This window comes from Angustibacter luteus, from assembly GCF_039541115.1.
GTDB classification, from domain to species: Bacteria; Actinomycetota; Actinomycetes; order Actinomycetales; family Angustibacteraceae; genus Angustibacter; species Angustibacter luteus.
Map to the genome: position 1 here is coordinate 655,816 of NZ_BAABFP010000002.1, position 16,719 is coordinate 672,534.

The following is a 16,719-nucleotide window of genomic DNA, read 5'->3' on the forward strand; positions in this document are numbered from 1 at the left end:
GCTGCCCACACGCCGACGAAGAGAGCAGGGAACGACGTGGACGCGGTTCAGGCGACGATTCTCGCCGCAGGCATGGGGACCAGGCTCGGTCGACCCTTCCCGAAACCGTTGACCCCACTCGAGGACGGCCGCAGCATCCTGGCCCAGCAGCTGGCGAACCTGACCGCCGTGTTCGGCGACCGCCTCCGACTCACGGTCGTCGTCGGTTTCAAGCACGAGTCCGTCATGGAGGCCGTCCCGGACGTCCTGTTCGCGTACAACGAGAACTTCGACCGGACCAACACGTGCAAGAGCCTGCTGAAGGCCCTCCGCAGCTCGCACGACGGACCGGTCCTGTGGATGAACGGCGACGTCGTGTTCGACCCCGAGGTGCTGCGCCGGCTGCAGCCCTACCTGGACGGTGACCACTCGGCGATCGCGGTCAACACCTCCGCCGTGGCCGACGAGGAGGTCAAGTACACCCTCGACGACGAGGGCTTCGTGAAGGAGCTCTCCAAGACGGTCGTCGGCGGCCTGGGCGAGTCCGTGGGCATCAACGTGATCGCCGGGGTGGACAAGCCGGCGCTGCTGCGTGGCCTCGAGGACTGCGACGACCAGGACTACTTCGAGCGCGGCATCCAGCTCGCCGTCGAGCGCGACGGCGTGCGGGTGGCCGCTGTCGACATCTCGGACCTGTTCGCGGTCGAGGTGGACTTCGAGGAGGACCTGACCCGAGCGAACGCGGCACGCAGGGCCGACCCCACCGCGCAGTGAGCCCGACGATGATCCGGCGGGCCCGGCGCGCGGTCCGCCAGCTGGTGGCGTCGGCGCCCCCCTCGCTGCTGGTTCGCGCCTCCGCGGTGCGGCACGGCGAGCTGCGGGGACCGTCCGGGCCGGCTGGCGCCGCGCCCGGTCCGGGCGAGTCGCTCAGCGGCGTGCGGGCCCTGGACGACCACCTGCACGTGGTGCTGGACGCGCTCGCCGCCGGTGCGGTCCCGGCCGCGGTGCTCGAGGCCGGCACGATGCGGCGCCGGGTCGTCGTGGTCACGGGTGACCACGCCCCGGCCGCGCGTCGGGCGCTGGCGGCGACGACGGCGACGACGGCTACGGGTGGCGGTCTGCTGGTGGCGGCGGTGGCGGCCGACGGCTCCCTCGGCGCCGCGCACCCGATCGCATCCCTCGCGCAGACCCGCTCGACCCGGGAGGCGCGTGTCCTGAGGGTGCACTCGGGACAGCAGCGGCTGGGCTGCGACGTCGAGTTCTGGGCGCTGAGCGATGACCGCCAGCCCCGCCCGGACGGCAGCCACTACCCCGCCGGTACCGCCCTGGCCCCTCGCCCCAACCGCTGGACCCGGAGCCTGGAGCCCGACCAACGTCGGCCCGTCACCGGGGAGGTCGCCGGTCGCCCCGTGCCCACCTACCCCGGGCTGCTGCGCCCGCACCTGCTCGACGTCCGTTTCCCGATCGACGTCGTCTACACCTGGGTGGACGGCAGCGACCCCGCGTGGCGCCAGCGCAAGGACGACGCCTGGGCCGCGTCCCACCACGGCGAGCACCACCCCTCGGCCTCGGCCGGCTCGCGGTTCGACTCCCACGACGAGCTGCGCTACTCGCTGCGCTCGTTGGAGGCCAACGCCGACTGGGTGCGCCAGGTCTTCGTGGTGACCGACGAGCAGACCCCGTCCTGGCTGCGCACCGACCACCCGCGGCTGCGGGTGGTCAGCCACCGCGAGCTGTTCGGCGGGACCGGCACGCTGCCGACCTTCAACTCGCACGCGATCGAGTCGCGGCTGCACCACATCGACGGGCTGGCCGAGCACTTCCTGTACCTCAACGACGACGTGTTCTTCGGGCGACCGGTCACCCCCGAGGTCTTCTACGAGGGCAACGGCCTGGCCCGGTTCTTCCTGACCGACGCGACGATCGACCTGGGCGAGCCGGGCGCTCGCGACCTGCCGGTCGCCAGTGCCGCCAAGCAGACCCGGGCCGCGGTGGCCGAGCTCTACGGCGCGAGCGTCACGCAACGGTTCCAGCACGTCGCGCACCCGCAGCGTCGTAGCGTCCTGGCGGACGTCGAGGAGCTGCTGCCGGACCAGGTCCGGCGCACGGGGTCGGCTCAGTTCCGCAGCCCGCACGACCTGTCCGTCCCGGCGTCGCTGGCGCACTACGTCGGCTACGCCACCGGACGAGCCGTCCCCGGCACCCTGTCGTACGCCTACTGCGACGTGACGGAGCGGCGCGCGCCGATCAAGCTCCAGCGGATCGCCCGCGACCGGGCGACGGACGTGTTCTGCCTGAACGAGACCGACGCCCCGGGCGAGCACGCCGGGCACCGGCTGATGGCCGACTTCCTGGCGGCCTACTTCCCGCGTCCCAGCTCGTTCGAGCGGCCGGCCCAGGCGGACGCCCGGTGAGCCGGCTGCACGCCCTGCGCCGGCGGCTCCCCGGCGCCTCGACCGCTCACCGCGAACCGAGCGCGGTGGCGCAGCACCTGGCCATCACCCAGCGCGGCTCGGTGGTGTCGCTGACCCTGCGGCTGCGCGAGGACGTCGCCGTCCACGGTCTGTGGTGCCACATCCCGGCGGCCGACCTCTGGTGGCCGCTTCCCGACCCGCAGCCGCGCGCCGACGGTGCGTTCAGCGTGCAGTTCGACCTGGTCGACCAGCCGGCCGAGTCCGACGCGGCGGCTGAGGCCGGTGCCGGCGAGGGCGCCACGGCGCACCTCTACCTGGACGTCACCCACGTGCTGCGCTCGGAGGAGGACCGGGAGCTGCGGGCGGCCGCACCCCCGGTAGCCGACGAGGACCCGGCGCCACCGGGCAGTCCCGCTGACGCGGTGCGCTACCGGCTCCGCCTCGGCCGCTTCGCGGACACCGAGAGCGAGCCGCTGCTGCCCGTGACCCGGCCGCTGGACCGCACGGCCGCCCTCTACATCAGCGCGGGTGGAAACCTCTCCCTGTTGCTGGACCGCCCGCTGAAGCCGTTCACGGACGTGCACGTACGGCGGATCAGCGTGCGCGACGGGCAGCTGCGGCTGGCCGGCCGGCTGGCCTCCCGGCACGAGGACCTGCAGGACGTGGAGGTGCTCCTCAAGGGACGCCTCAGCGGCCTGCGGATGGCCCGCCCGGTGACCTTCGCGCCCGACCCGGAGCGCACGCGGGAGTCGTTCGGCCTGCGCTGGTACACCTTCTCGTTCAGCGGCCACCTCGGCCAGCTGCTGGACGACGAGGCCTTCGTCGACGACGTGCTCGACATGTGGTTCGTGCTGAGCAGCAGCCAGCAGCCCGAGCCGTTCATGTCCAGGGTGGGCAAGACCCGGTTCCTCACGCGGCTGATGACGCGCCCCGGCTGGATGGCGACCAAGGACCACGCGGCGGCAGTCACGCCGTACTACACGTTCAAGGCCCGCAACACCTCGCTCCAGTTCGACCGGTTCGAGCCCGCGACCCTGCGCTACATGCGTCGCCAGCTGCGCTGGCGGCACGTGCTGCGAGCGGGTCGGGCGATCCGTCCAGGTCGACGACCGCTCTGGCTCGTCGGCGAGCGCCCCAACAAGGCGCAGGACACGGGACTGGCGTTCTTCCGGTACCTGCGGGAGAACCACCCCGAGATCGACAGCTACTACGTGATGGACCCGTCCTCCCCGGACTACCGCAACGTGGCGCCGCTCGGCAACGTGCTGGAGTACCGGTCCCTCGAGCACGTGCGCGCCGCGCTGCGCGCCGACCGGGTGCTCGGCTCGCACCACCCGGACTTCGTGTACCCCTTGCGCACCAAGCGATTCAGCCGAGCGGTCCGGGCCACCCGGATCTTCCTGCAGCACGGTGTGATGGGCACCAAGTGGATGGTGCCCAACTACGGCAAGGGCGCCGGGGACTTCGTCACGGACACGTTCGTGGTGAGCAGCGAGCGGGAGAAGCAGTACATCGTCGAGGACTTCGGGTACAACGAGGACGAGGTCGCGGTCACCGGCCTGTCCCGCTTCGACACCCTGCTGGCCGCCGACGTCGAACCGTCCCGCCAGCTGCTGATCCTGCCGACCTGGCGGGACTGGTTGCAGGACGACGACACCTACCCGGACTCGGAGTACCACCGCCGCTGGTCCGAGCTGCTGCACCACCCGCGGCTGCACGAGCTGGCCGAGACGTTCGGGTTCGAGGTCGTGTTCTGCCTGCACCCCAACATGCAGCAGTTCGTCGGACTGTTCGACGACGCGCCCGCCCGGGTGGTGAGCTTCGGTGAGGTCGACGTCCAGGACCTGCTCAAGCACAGCGCGATGCTCGTGACCGACTACTCCAGCGTCGGCTTCGACTTCAGCTTCCTGCACCGCCCCGTCGTCTACTACCAGTTCGACCAGGAGCAGTTCCTCGGACCGCGCGGATCGCACCTGGACCTGGACGCCGAGCTCCCCGGCCCCATCGTCTTCCAGGCGCAGCCCCTGCTGGACCAGGTGGCCGCCTCCGCGGCCGGTGACTTCGTGATGGCGCCGGAGTTCGTGCAGCGCTCCGAACGGTTCCTCACGCACCGCGACCGCAACAACAGCGCCCGCATCTTCGACGTCGCCTCGTCCGCGCACCGGGCCCGCGCACCGTGGCGGCGGATCGCGTGGCGCCGTCGCTGGCGCACCTCGGACCAGCGGCTGAACCGACAGCGGTACTGGTTCCCGTTGATGCGGCTGCTGTTCCGGATCGCGAAGCGGCTGCCTGCGGACCCCCGCCTGGTGGTCTTCGAGGCGGGCGTGGGGCGGCAGTACGCCGACAGCCCGCGCTACCTCTACGAGGAGCTGGTCGCCCGGGGGACGGACGTCAAGGCGGTCTGGGCCTACAACGGGAAGCTGCACGGGGGCGGGCCGCGCACGACGGTGGTGGACCGCCTGTCGCCGGCGTACTTCTGGTCGCTCGGCCGCGCCCGGTACTGGGTGAACAACCAGAACTTCCCGCACTACGTGCGCCGGCGCGAGGACGGCGTGTACCTGCAGACCTGGCACGGCACCCCGCTGAAGCGCATGCTCCACGACCTGGACGTGGTGCACGGGCGGGACGCCGGCTACGTCGACCGGGTGACCACCGCCTCCCAGCAGTGGACGTCCCTGCTCTCGCCCAGCCCGTTCGCCACCTCCGCCCTGCGCAGCGCGTTCCGCTACCAGGGCGAGGTGCTCGAGCTGGGCTACCCGCGCAACGACCTGTTCTTCGCCGAGCAGCGGAATGTCGTGTCGACCGCCGTGCGGCGCCGGCTGGGCATCGCACCGGAGAAGACCGTCGTCCTGTACGCGCCGACCTTCCGGGACAACCAGTCGGCTGGCGCCGGCTTCCAGTTCAGCCTGCCGTTCGACCTGGAGGCGTTCCACGAGGCCCTCGGGCCGGACGTCGTGCTGCTGCTGCGCATGCACCTGCTCGTGAAGGGGCAGTTCGAGATCCCGGCACACCTGTCCGAGCACGTCATCGACGCGTCCGGCTACCCCGAGATCCAGGAGCTCTACCTGGCCAGCGACGTGCTGGTCACCGACTACTCCTCCGTGTTCTTCGACTTCGCGGCGCTGCGCCGACCGATGGTGTTCTACGCCTACGACCTCGAGTCCTACCGGGACACGCTGCGCGGGTTCTACCTCGACTACGCGGCGACGGTGCCGGGGCCCGTGGTGACCACCCAGGACGAGCTGCTGGGCGAGCTGGGGGACCTCGACGGGCTCCGCGCCCGGTACGCCGACCGCTACGACGCCTTCGTCGAGCAGTTCGCACCGCGGGACGACGGCTCGGCTGCCGCCCGGGTGGTCGACGCGGTGTTCGGCGACTTCCTGGCACCGCCGCCGGTATAGGCTGTTCGGCGGCCATCGAGAGCAAAGGAGCCGTGTCATCGACGTCACGGTCATCGTCGCGACGTACAACACCGGCGCCGCGATCGACACCCTGATCGCGAGCCTGGACCGTCAGACCATGCCGGCCACGAACTTCGAGGTCGTCCTCGTCGACGACGGTTCGACCGACGACACGCTCGACCGGCTCCGGTCCGCGGCCGCGGACCGCCCCCACCTGCACGTCGAGTCGATCGCCAACTCGGGCTGGCCCGGCCGCCCCCGCAACGTCGGGCTCTCCCGCGCACAGGGCGACTACGTGTTCTTCGCCGACCACGACGACGAGTTCTACCCCCGCGCGCTCGAGCGGATGCACGCGACGGCGGTGGCGAACGACGCCGACGTCGTCTACGGGAAGCTGGTGCGGACCGGGCGACCGACTCCCTACTGGCCGATCGCCACCCGTGACGTCGCGGTCGCCGACCTGGCCGGCGACGTGCTGCTGTCCCGGACGGTCCACAAGCTCTACCGCCGGGCCTTCCTCGAGGCTCACGACATCCGGTTCCTCGAGGGTCGCGTGCGGCTCGAGGACCACCACTTCATGGCGCAGGTGCTCCCGCGCGCCCGGGTGATCTCGGTGCTGGCGAGCGAGCCGTGCTACCGCTGGATCCACCGGTCGGACGGCACCAACACCTCCGACACCAAGGTCGACCCCGAGGTCTACTGGCCCTGGTACGCCAAGCAGCTCGAGGTGTGGCGGGACGTGGCCGGTCCGGGACCCCAGCTCGACGCGGCTCGGCTCGTCACGATCTCGCAGGCGTTCTCCCGCTTCGTCCCCGGCCCCTTCATGGCGCTCGAGCGCGTGGAGCGGACCAGGGTGTTCGACGCCGTGCGCGCGATCGTGCTCGAGCACGTCCCGCCCGAGCTGGACGAGCGGCTCGCCGTCCTGAAGCGCCTGCGGGTGATGGCCCTGCGCGACGGCGACCAGGACGCCTTCGAGGCGGTGCAGAGCCTGCGCAGCACCATCACCTTCACCCCCGCGGTGTCGGCCGTGGCCTGGGACGGCGGCACGCTCTCCTTGACGGTCCAGATGAGCCTGACGACGACCGGCGGACGGCCCTTCGAGCTCGACCGCGACGGGGAGCACCTGGTCCTCAAGGAGTCCAGCTGCCCGCAGGGGACCTCGCCCGCCGCGCGCCGGCTGCTGCCCTCCGATGCCGGCACCCTCGCGATCACCGTGTGCGAGCGGGCGTCCGGGATGGAGTGGCCGGTGCACTCCGTGAGCCAGTTGCACGTCGAGCCGTGCCGGGGCGGCGTGGCGGTGCGGGTCACCTGCACGGCGACCATCGACCTGGAGCGGGCCGCCTTCGGCCGACCGTTGGGGCCCGGGTCCTGGGACCTGATGGCGCGCGTCCAGTTCCTCGGTGAACAGCTGCGGCGGCGGGTGCGGGTGGACGACCCCGAGACCCTTCCCACGGATCCGACTGCGGCGCACGGCTTCCGGCTCGTCGCGGTGGGCCAGCGGCACAACCTCACCCTGACCACCCTGCCACCGGGCGCCGAGCGCATCCGCGCCACGGCCGTGCGCTGGCGCGGCGAGCAGCTCGAGCTCCGGCTCGAACCGGCGCCGGTGGCCGGGGACCAGGTGCTCGCCATCCGGCGGTCGGACTCGGTCACCGTGCGGACGGACGTCACGACGACGTCACCCCGCGCCGTCCGGGTCGCCATCCCGTCCCTGCAGCCCGGCGAGATCGTCGACGTGTCGGTGCAGTCCGCGGCCGCCGGCCTGTGCCGGATCGGCTACGCGGGGGCCGACGACTGGTCGCGGCGCCCGGTGCGCATCTACGCGACCGCCAACGACAGCCTGTCGGTGAAGTACGAGCGGGGCGCGGCGGCCAAGGCCGGGCAGTCCCGCCTGCGGCGGCGGGTCTCGTCGACGGCTCACGCACTGCTGCGCCGTCGGGGCTGACTCAGGTCGCGCAGTCCGGGACGCTCCACAGGGTGAACGGACCTTCCTTCGCCACCACCCGGAAGCCCCCGTCGGTGCTGACGCTGTCGATACCGGGGTAGCTCTTCCAAGCGCTCTCGCTCAGCTTCGCCCACGGTCGACCACCGGTGATGACGTAGCGCACGTCCTGACGCTTCATGGCCGCACACACGTCGGGCCGGCTGGCCGCGGCGGCCAGGTCCGAGGCCAGGAGCGCGCGGTCACCGGCCGCGAGCGACTTCTCCGTCGGCAGGAGCAGTCGCCGCCCGCTCACCAGGGACAGGTAGGTGGCGCCGTCCCAGGGGTTCGCCGCGACGACACCGTCCGGGCCCATCCGGCCGGCCAACGAGCGCAGTGCGGCGAGCTCCTCGGGACTGGCCCAGGTGCGGTCGACCGATGGCCTGAAGTAGCGCTCGATGAAGCCCTGGTCCGCGCTCAGGTAGGCACCGCCGGTCACCAGCACGAACACCGCGGGGGCCAGCAGCGCGGCCACCCACGCCTCGGGCCACCGCAGGTCGGCCCCGTCGCGCCGGCGGCGTCGCCGAGCCGTCCACCAGCGACCGGGCAGCGAGAGCCCGGCTGCTGCGACGACGGCGGCCGGGATGACCACCAGGGCGGCGAACCGGGGGGTGTTGTTGTACCAGGGCCAGGTGAACCACCGGGTGCGCTGGGTGTCGTATCCGGCGATCAGCACGTACAGCGCCCACGTCATCAGCAGGGAACCGACCACCCAACGGCCGCCGCGACGCGCCAGCAGCACCACCAGACCGAGGGCCACGACGGCGGTCAGCACCCGCAGGTGCGGGCCCCCGCGCGAGGCGAAGGTGACCGCCTCGAGCGCAGCATGGCGGACGGCCTCCTCCGAGCCGAGCGGGTTGGAGGCACGCAGACCGGTGGCCCGGGTGGTGAGCACCGCCCAGGCGGCGGCGAGCAGGGCCAGACCCGCGACCAGCGCCGCAACGAGCAGGGCGCACGCGCGCACCCGACCCGCCCGGCCAGCGGTGACCGCCCCTTCGACGACTCGCTCGCCCACCGCCATCGCGGCCATCGGCAGGATCAGGATGAGGGCGCCGGGATGGGCCAACGCGACGCCGGGCAGCATCACCAGGAAGGTGATCGCCGCCCGGGCGCGCGACACGCCGGCCCGCTCGGGCCGCAGGAACGCGACGAGTGCGGCGAGGGCGGCCGGAACCAGCGCGAGGCCCAGCAGCAGGGGCCACAGCACGCCGTAACCGAACAACCACGTGGGGAACGCGACGAACGACGCGGACGTCACGCCCGCCGCGATCGCGGTGGACCGGCTCGCTCCGGCCACGAGCCGGGCCAGCACGATCACCCCGGCCGGCCACACCAGGGCGGACGAGACCAGTGCGAGCACCGACGCCGCCACGACGGCGCTGGTGCCGGTCAGCTGGCACACCGTCACCGCGATTCCGTGGAAGGCGGCCGGGTAGAAGCCGCCACCGGTGACGGACGAGAAGCCGTTGCCGTGCAGGGAGGACGCATCGCCGGTGGACAGCATCCAGCGGATGGTGCCGAGGTGGTAGATCGTGTCCGGTTGTTGCGGGAAGGCGCTCGCCGTGCGGATGACCGACACGTAGACGACGGCGATCAGCGCGGCGGCGATCGCGAGCCCCAGCCACGACGCCGCCGCCGAACCCTTCGCCGAACCCTTCGCCGAACCTTTCGCCGAGTCCGCCGCCGAGTCCTTCGGCTCGGTCCACCGGCGCAGACCCCGCGACAGCCCCCACGCCAGCCCGCAGGCCAGCAGCACGCAGGCGAGGAACGCCGGGACGGACCAGTGGACCCCGACCAGGGTGGCCAGTACCGCGCCGCAGGAGATGACGGTGGTCGTGACGACGGGGGCCCAGGCCACCGCCAGGAACCCGCGCACGCCCAGCAGGCGCAGGGCCAGTCCGCCGGGCAGGAGCAGGACGGCGATCGTCGCCAGGATGACGGGGAGCGCCGCGAACCAGGTCGTCGGCTCCGCTGGGCTCATCGCTGGTTCGGTCGGCGGGTCATCACCAGGGACGTTCTCGGGGTGGCGCCCTCGTGGTCGTCGCTCAGCCCGTACCGGTGGAAATCGCTCACGAGCCGCGATCCTATCGGCCAGTCAGGTCGAATCCGACGCGCCGTGGGAGTCGGCGTGGCTAGCATGAGCGCGCCTCACGGTCGGCGTGCGGCGAGGAGGCGGTCGAGAGGCCACTGTGGTCAAAGTCAGTGTCATCGTGCCGGTGTACAACCCCGGGCCGCACCTGGACCGGCTGCTCACCTCGCTGGACGCCCAGAGCATGCGCGTGGAGGACCTCGAGCTGGTCTTCGTGGACGACGGGTCGACCGACGACTCTCCGGCCCGCCTGCACGCCTACGCCGACCGCCGGGCCAACACCGTGGTGCGCACGATCCCCAACTCGGGCTGGCCGGGCACGCCGCGCAACCTCGGGACGGACCTCGCGCAGGGCGAGTACGTCTTCTTCGCCGACCACGACGACGAGTTCTTCCCCGAGTCGCTGGTGCGGATGTACGCGAGCGCCCGCGACAACGGCGCCGACATCGTCTACGGCAAGGTCGTCACCGAGGGGATGACCACCCCGTTCTGGCCGCTGTCGTACCGCAACGTCGCTGACGGGGACCTGGTCGACGACCACCTCCTCATCAGCCGGATGACCCACAAGCTCTTCCGTCGCGCCTTCCTGGTCGAGCACGACATCCGCTTCCCGGAGCGGCAGGTGCGGCTGGAGGACCACTTCTTCATGGCCCGGGCGATGCCCTTGGCCCGGGTGATCTCGGTCGTCGCCGACTACCCCTGCTACCGCTGGGTCCTGCGCAACGACGGCACCAACAACAGCGCGAACCAGCAGAAGTTCCCGCACTACTGGGACAACCTGGCGGAGACGGTCCAGACCTTCAGCGACACCGTCGGACCGGGCCGGGTCAACGACGCCGCCCTCGCCTGGTCCGGCCGCCGCATGCTGCTGCACGCGCGGCCGGCGGAGTACCTGGCGTCGTCCGAGGAGGAGCAGGCGGCGGTGGTGGCCCCGCTGTACGACCTGGTGCCGCGGCTGCTCCCGGCGGACGTCGAGCCCCTTGTCCCGGTGCTGGCCCGCTGGCGGCTGAACGCGCTGCGGCGACAGGACCGGACGCGGTTCGACCAGGCGCAGGAGTTCAGCCGCGACCTGACGATGCCCGTGCGGCTCGAGGACGTCCGGTGGGTCGGGTCGAGCCTGGAGCTGAGCGCGAGCGCCCGCCTCCTGGACGCCACCGGCGAGCCCGTGCGCCTCCTCCGGGACGGTGACGACCTGCTCCTGGACGTGGACGACCCGAGCCAGCGCTGGCGTCTGCTCCCGCCGGACCTCGGCGAGCTCGAGCTGACGGTCCGGCACCGCCCGTCGAGCATCGAGTGGCCGCTGCCGGGCCGCAGCGTGCTCGAGCTCGGTGACGAGGACGGCCGGCCGACCCCCACCGTCCGGTGGACCGGCCGGGTCGACCCCTGGTCCGGTGTCTTCCAGCAGCAGCTCGAGGACGGCCTCTGGGACGTGCTGGCGCGGGTGTCGTTCCTGGGCGAGCCGCGGGTCCAGCGGCTAGCCGTCGACGGCGACGTCGACCTCGAGGCGACCGTGGAGGATCCCGGCGGCACGCACCGAGCACACGCGTACGTGACCAAGGGCGGCACGCTCGCCCTCCGGCTGTCCGCCAAGCCCGCCCCGCGGCCCCGGGTGATCGGCACCGAGTGGCGGGAGGGCGTCCTCCGGCTGGTCCTCGCCGAGCCGGCGGACGGTGCCACGCGAGTGCTCGTGCGACGACGCAACGAACCTGAGCTCGCTCTCGCACCCCTGGTTCCCGACGGACGGTCGGTCACGATCAGCTTCCCCCCGTCCAGCGGGGGCCAGATCTTCGACCTCTGGCTGCGGTCCGGCGAGGAGGGGGCACCCGAACGGCGGCTCGTGCACGACCTCGCGTACGGCGTGCCGTGCTGGCCACCGCTGGCCTGCTACCGGACCGAGCACGGCTCGTTCTCGGTCCGGGACGAACGGCGGCCGGCGACGGCGCCCACCACCCGTCGACGCCCTCGCCCGAACCGTCGGGTCGCGCGCCGGATCTCCCAGCTGCTGGGTCGCGGCTAGGACTCGTTCAGCGCCCGCGGGACGATCGAGCCGGGGCTGGTCAGGAAGCCCCATCCCCAGGACAGGTGCATGGTGGCCAGCACCGCGGGCAGCGTGGCGCGGACGGCGATCGGCTCGGCGCGACCCACGACCAGCGACCCGAGCGTGATCACCGCGAGGTACCCGCCCGGCAGCACGAGCGCCCAGGCGGCCGCGGGCACCCCCGCCACGGCGCCGACGGCGGCCACGAGCGTCCCCAGGGCGACGCCCAGCACCGCCACCGGCGGGGCCAGGTAGCGCAGGTTGATCGTGCCGCGGTGCGTGCGGGAGACGACCCGACGCCAGCGACCGTAGTCCCGGTACTGCCGCGACAGCGCGCGGACGGTCGCGCGCGGGCGGTAGGACACCCGCAGCCGCGGTGAGAACCAGACCAGCCCGCCGAGCTCGCGGATGCGGTGGTTCATCTCCCAGTCCTGGGCGCGGACGAACCGCTCGTCGTAGCCACCGACCCGGTCCAGCCACTCCCGGCGGAACACGCCCAGGTAGACGGTGTCGGCCGGTCCGTCGTCGCCGCCCACGTGGAACGCCGACGCCCCCACGCCCAGGACCGACGTCATCGCCGCGGCCACCGCACGCTCGAACGTCGTCGTGCCCTCGGCGGCCATCACCCCACCGACGTTCGCCGCGCCGGTGCGCTGCAGCAGCTCGACCGCGGTGCTCACGTAGTGCGACTCCAGCAGCGCGTGCCCGTCCACCCGGACCACGATCGGGTTGGCGCTGGCGGCGAGCGCCAGGTTGAGGGCCGCGGGCGTGCGGCCCGAGGGGTTGCGCACGGTCCGCACCCGCGGGTCGTCCGCGTGCAGTCGCGCCGCGACCTCGTCGGTGCCGTCGGTGCTGGGTCCGAGCGCGAGGACGACCTCGATCGCTCCCGGGTAGTCCTGGTCCAGCACAGCGGCCACGGCCTCGGCCAGGTGCCGCTCCTCGTTCAGGACCGGCATCACCACCGACACCGACAGCGGGGCGTTCACGCCGTCGTGGGGGTGGTCTGCGAGCTCACCCGGTCACCATAGTCGGCCCGTCCGGCGCGCTCAGCCACCTGCCGTCACGGAGTCGACGACCAACGGGCGGCCCTGCTGGCAGTGCGACATGAGCTGCCGGTCGAGGTGCCCGCTCACGGTCACGGGCACGCCCTGGCCGAGCAGGGCCCGGTCGCCGCCGAGCAGGAGGTAGCCGTCCAGCAGCAGGCAGCCCTGCTCCACGCCCTGCTGCGGGATGCCGGCCACGCTGACCGGGCCGCCGTCGAACACGGGACCACCGTCGGTCGGCTTCGCCGTCGCGCTGGTCGACGCGCTGGGGCTCGGGGGTACCGCGGTCGCATCGGGTGGGCTCGTCGGTGTCGACCCACCGCACCCGGCCACCAGGACCAGCAGGGACGTCGCCCCCACCGTCGCCGCCCACCTGCGCACGCTCATGTCGGTACGACGCGCGGGGACGTCGTCCGGTTCCAGCCGCTCCCACCGCCGGGACGACTGCGGGCCCACCCCCCGGTGTGGGGGTGGGCCCGCGATCGCTCGTGCGACAGGCTCACTCAGCTCACGGCTCACTCACCTCACGGAGCGGTGACTGCGCCGATCTGCACCGAACCTCGCCCGACCACGGCGCCGAGGTCGGTGAGCACGACGAGCTCACCGAACAGCTGGCGTCCCGCGGCCGGTGCGCTGTTCGCCGTGACCGAGCCGGTCAGCGACGCCGTCTGGCCGTTGGCCAGGGCCAGCGTCCCGGCGGGTGCGGAGAGCGTGCCGAGCGCCGGCGAGTAGAACACGTCGCGGTAGTCGTACTCCGTGCTGCCTGCGGGCACGGAGTACCCGTCGACCACCACGGTGTACGTCCCCGCCGCCGGGTTCGCCAGCGACACCGACTCCTCCGAGTCACCGTCCGCCGACTGACCGACCAGGGCACCCGCCGCGTTGTACACGGACAGGTCGAGGTCGGCGCCGAGGTCGCTCGTGTTGCCGATCGCGACGTCCAGCCGGGTAGCCCCGGCCGGGACCACGACCTCACTGACGTTCTGGCCCAGGTCGTCGATGCTCGGCCGCTCGACGAGCGCGCTCCCGAGCGGTCCGCCCTGACCCTTGACGTTCACCGGGCCCCAATCGTTGCGCAGGGACCACGTCACCGGGGTCGCCACCCCTTCGGTGACACTCGGCAGGGTGACCGTCTCCGGGTCCACCGTGACGCCCTGGATCGCCGCCTTGAGCTCGTACGGGTTGTTCAGCGACGGGGACGTGCGACGGGCCTCGACCTCGATCTCCCACACGCCCGGCAGCGGGTTGTCGTACGACCGCTCGTCGGGCTTGCAGGTGTTGGCCGGGTTGACGTAGTTCAGGTAGCAGTTCGGCGTGGACGTCGGGTCCGCCGGGACGCCGTACGGGTTGATCGCGATGAACCGCACCTGCGAGCCCGTCGCGATGCCACCGATCTTGACCTGCAAGGACTTGGCGCCCTCGGGAACGGTGACGAAGTACGACGTGGTGTGGTTGCGGTCCACCGTGCCCGAACGGGTCATCGAGTACGACGGCTTGGTGGTGTCCGTCGACGCGACCACCGAGTTCATCACCGCGAAGTCGACACCCGCCGTCGCCGCGTCGTCCAGCCGCATGATGGCGGTGTGCGCGCCAGCGCCGGGACGGGCGGTGACCGGGATGCTGACGGTCTTGTTCAGCGGCAGCACGACCGAGCGCGCCGAGCTGTACGTGCCGTCGTTGCCGACCCAGACGACCTGGTGGGTGCGGTTGCCGGCCGGACCGCTGGTCCGGGTGACCTTGACGTTGTAGGTCTTGGTCTGGCCGGGCTTGAAGCCACCCGCGTTCGCCGCGCACCGGTTGTAGATCCCCTCGCCCTGGTTGGGCGTGGCGAGGAAGTCCGAGATCGGCGTGCAGACCGGCGCGGTCGAGGTGTAGCTGCGGGTCTCGAGGTCCGTCTTCAGCAGCTTCCACGCCGCCGGGACGTCCAGGAACCCGTTGCCCTGGGCCGCCGCCGAGATGTCGCTCTCGAAGTCAGCCGAGGAGTACATCGCCTGCCGCAGCTGGGCCGGCGTGACGCCGAGGTCCTTGTCCCGGGCCGCGGACAGCAGCAGGGCTGCAGCACCGGCGGTCTGCGGAGAGGCCATCGACGTGCCCTGGAGCATGGCGTACCCCGGCGGCAGGTCGTAGCCGGCCTCGGCCACCGGTGCACCCGGCAGCCACAGCTGGACCGTGGAGATGGCCGCGCCAGGTGCGGTGATGTTCGGCTTGAACCCACCGGCCTCGCTCGGGCCGCGCGAGCTGAACGGCATGACGTCCAGCTTGTCCTTGACCACCGAGCCGTAGTTCGACAGCCAGGTGTCCTTGCTGATGCTGGCCGCCACGGCGACGACGTCGGTCGCCACCGCCGGGTCACCGATCGTGTTCAGACCGGATCCGGAGTTGCCCGCGGAGATCACGAGCTGCACGCCGTAGTCGTGGATCAGCGTGTTGTAGAGGGTGGCGCGCGCGTTGTTGCCGTCGTTCAGGGCGGGCAGCCCGCCGATCGACATGTTGACGACGTCCACGTGCCGGTTGACGACCAGGTCGATCATGCCGTCGGTCAGCGCGGCCGCGGTGCAGCCACCGCCCCAGCTGCAGGCGCGGGCCGAGACGATCTTCGCCCCGGGCGCCTGGCCGTCGTAGTTCGCGTTGCCGAACATGTCGTTACCGGCCGCGATGCCGGCGACGTGCGAGCCGTGCTCGTCCTCGATGATGCCGATGTTGACGTAGTCGAGCAGGCCGGGGCCGCCCACCGGGGTGGTGTCGACGTTCGTCCGGTACTCGACGACGAACGGCACCTGCTCGCGCACGGCGGTCGACGGGTTGTCGGTGCCGAAGTGGCCCACGTCGTAGTTCTGGTTGTAGGGGCGCATGACCGGGTTGTTGGTGAGGTCGGCGTCGTTGTCGGAGTCGACCCAGATGTTGTGCGTCGCCGGGTCGTACAGGACGCCGAACCGGTCGGTGGTGTCGCCGTCCCGGTTGACGTCGCCGCCGTACTGGTCGGCCGCGGTGATCGACTCGCTGAACAGGGCGAACTTGTAGGTGCCGGCCGGGACGGTCCAGGTGCGGCCGGCGGCGGTGAACGTCGGGCCGGTGACGCTGGTGATCATCGGGCGCCAGGTTCCGTCGCCGTCGGTCAGCGGGTCCGTGGCGGTGACCCAGTCGACGATCTTGCGCTGACCCGTGGAGGTGGTCTGCAGGGCCGGGTTGTCCAGGTCCACGCCGGAGTCCATGATGCCGATCGTGGTGCCGCGGCCGTCCCAGGTCGGGTGGTCCTTCTTGAACTTGACCGAGCCGGTCTCGTTCGTCGGCATGTAGGGGTTCGACGCCGGGGTGCTCGCGCCGGGGGCCGGGTAGAGCGCCGCCTTGGCGGCCGAGCCCTTCGAGGTGTCGGGACGGCTGTCGTACAGCGGGATCGTCTCGTTGAGGTCCACCGCGGCGACGCCCGGCAGCTTGGCGGTGCGGGTCACCTTGGCGGTGGGCACCAGAGCCTTGACGTAGCCGACCTTGTCGACCTGGTTGGTCACCGCGCCGCCGAGGGCCTCGACCTGCTTGGCCACCGCGGCCGTCTTGCCCTTGTCGGTCGCGATGAGGAGGGTGACCTGCTTCTGCTTCTTCGCCTCGGCCTGCGCGAGCAGCTGCCGGTCGTGGCTGCCGAGCTTGTCGGCCGTGCCGGTCGGGCTGTCCTTCGCGGCCCCGCCGGAGGTCGTGGTGGGGGCGGGCACCGGGGTGATGCCGCCCGTCGTGGCGGCGGCTCCGGCCGACAGTGTTCCTGTCGCCATCGCCGCGATGGTC

At 72.1% G+C, this 16,719-nt stretch carries 9 protein-coding genes; 5 read left to right on the forward strand and 4 right to left on the reverse strand.

The window, feature by feature from the left end; genetic code table 11:
- Positions 1–36: 36 nt before the first annotated feature.
- The 4 genes from ABEB17_RS03120 to ABEB17_RS03135 are packed head-to-tail and all read left to right on the forward strand — an operon-like array spanning position 37 to position 7,739.
- Positions 37–753, forward strand: a complete 717-nt coding sequence (locus ABEB17_RS03120; RefSeq protein ID WP_345715105.1) for a phosphocholine cytidylyltransferase family protein — start codon at positions 37–39, stop codon at positions 751–753.
- The gene (locus ABEB17_RS03125; protein WP_345715106.1) at positions 750–2,393 is read left to right on the forward strand and encodes a stealth family protein; all 1,644 of its coding nucleotides are present in this window, start codon (positions 750–752) and stop codon (positions 2,391–2,393) included. The genes ABEB17_RS03120 and ABEB17_RS03125 overlap by 4 nt, the downstream gene beginning before the upstream one ends.
- Positions 2,390–5,794 carry a CDP-glycerol glycerophosphotransferase family protein gene (locus ABEB17_RS03130; protein WP_345715108.1) on the forward strand — a complete coding sequence of 1,135 codons (3,405 nt, stop codon included), beginning with the start codon at positions 2,390–2,392 and terminating at the stop codon, positions 5,792–5,794. The genes ABEB17_RS03125 and ABEB17_RS03130 overlap by 4 nt, the downstream gene beginning before the upstream one ends.
- Positions 5,795–5,846: 52 nt before the next feature.
- The gene (locus tag ABEB17_RS03135; protein WP_345715786.1) at positions 5,847–7,739 is read left to right on the forward strand and encodes a glycosyltransferase family 2 protein; all 1,893 of its coding nucleotides are present in this window, start codon (positions 5,847–5,849) and stop codon (positions 7,737–7,739) included.
- Position 7,740: 1 nt separating this feature from the next.
- Here the strand turns inward: ABEB17_RS03135 and ABEB17_RS03140 are convergent, their stop codons facing one another.
- On the reverse strand, positions 7,741–9,756 hold the full coding sequence (locus ABEB17_RS03140; RefSeq protein ID WP_345715109.1) for a DUF6541 family protein: 2,016 nt from the start codon (positions 9,754–9,756) through the stop codon (positions 7,741–7,743).
- A gap of 208 nt (positions 9,757–9,964) precedes the next feature.
- Between ABEB17_RS03140 and ABEB17_RS03145 the strand changes: the two genes are divergently transcribed.
- The gene (locus tag ABEB17_RS03145; RefSeq protein WP_345715110.1) at positions 9,965–11,881 is read left to right on the forward strand and encodes a glycosyltransferase family 2 protein; all 1,917 of its coding nucleotides are present in this window, start codon (positions 9,965–9,967) and stop codon (positions 11,879–11,881) included.
- On the opposite strand, the gene ABEB17_RS03150 is transcribed toward ABEB17_RS03145, so the two are convergent.
- The 3 genes from ABEB17_RS03150 to ABEB17_RS03160 all read right to left on the reverse strand — a co-directional run bounded on the left by ABEB17_RS03150 (position 11,878) and on the right by ABEB17_RS03160 (position 16,706).
- On the reverse strand, positions 11,878–12,858 hold the full coding sequence (locus ABEB17_RS03150; RefSeq protein WP_378227086.1) for a glycosyltransferase family 2 protein: 981 nt from the start codon (positions 12,856–12,858) through the stop codon (positions 11,878–11,880). The two genes, ABEB17_RS03145 and ABEB17_RS03150, sit on opposite strands and share 4 nt — an antisense overlap.
- Before the next feature lie 90 nt (positions 12,859–12,948).
- Entirely contained in the window at positions 12,949–13,332 is a 384-nt protein-coding gene (locus ABEB17_RS03155; protein ID WP_345715112.1) for a hypothetical protein, read from the reverse strand.
- A 137-nt stretch (positions 13,333–13,469) separates the two neighbouring features.
- Entirely contained in the window at positions 13,470–16,706 is a 3,237-nt protein-coding gene (locus ABEB17_RS03160) for a S8 family serine peptidase (RefSeq protein WP_345715113.1), read from the reverse strand.
- Between the last annotated feature and the right edge of the window lie 13 nt (positions 16,707–16,719).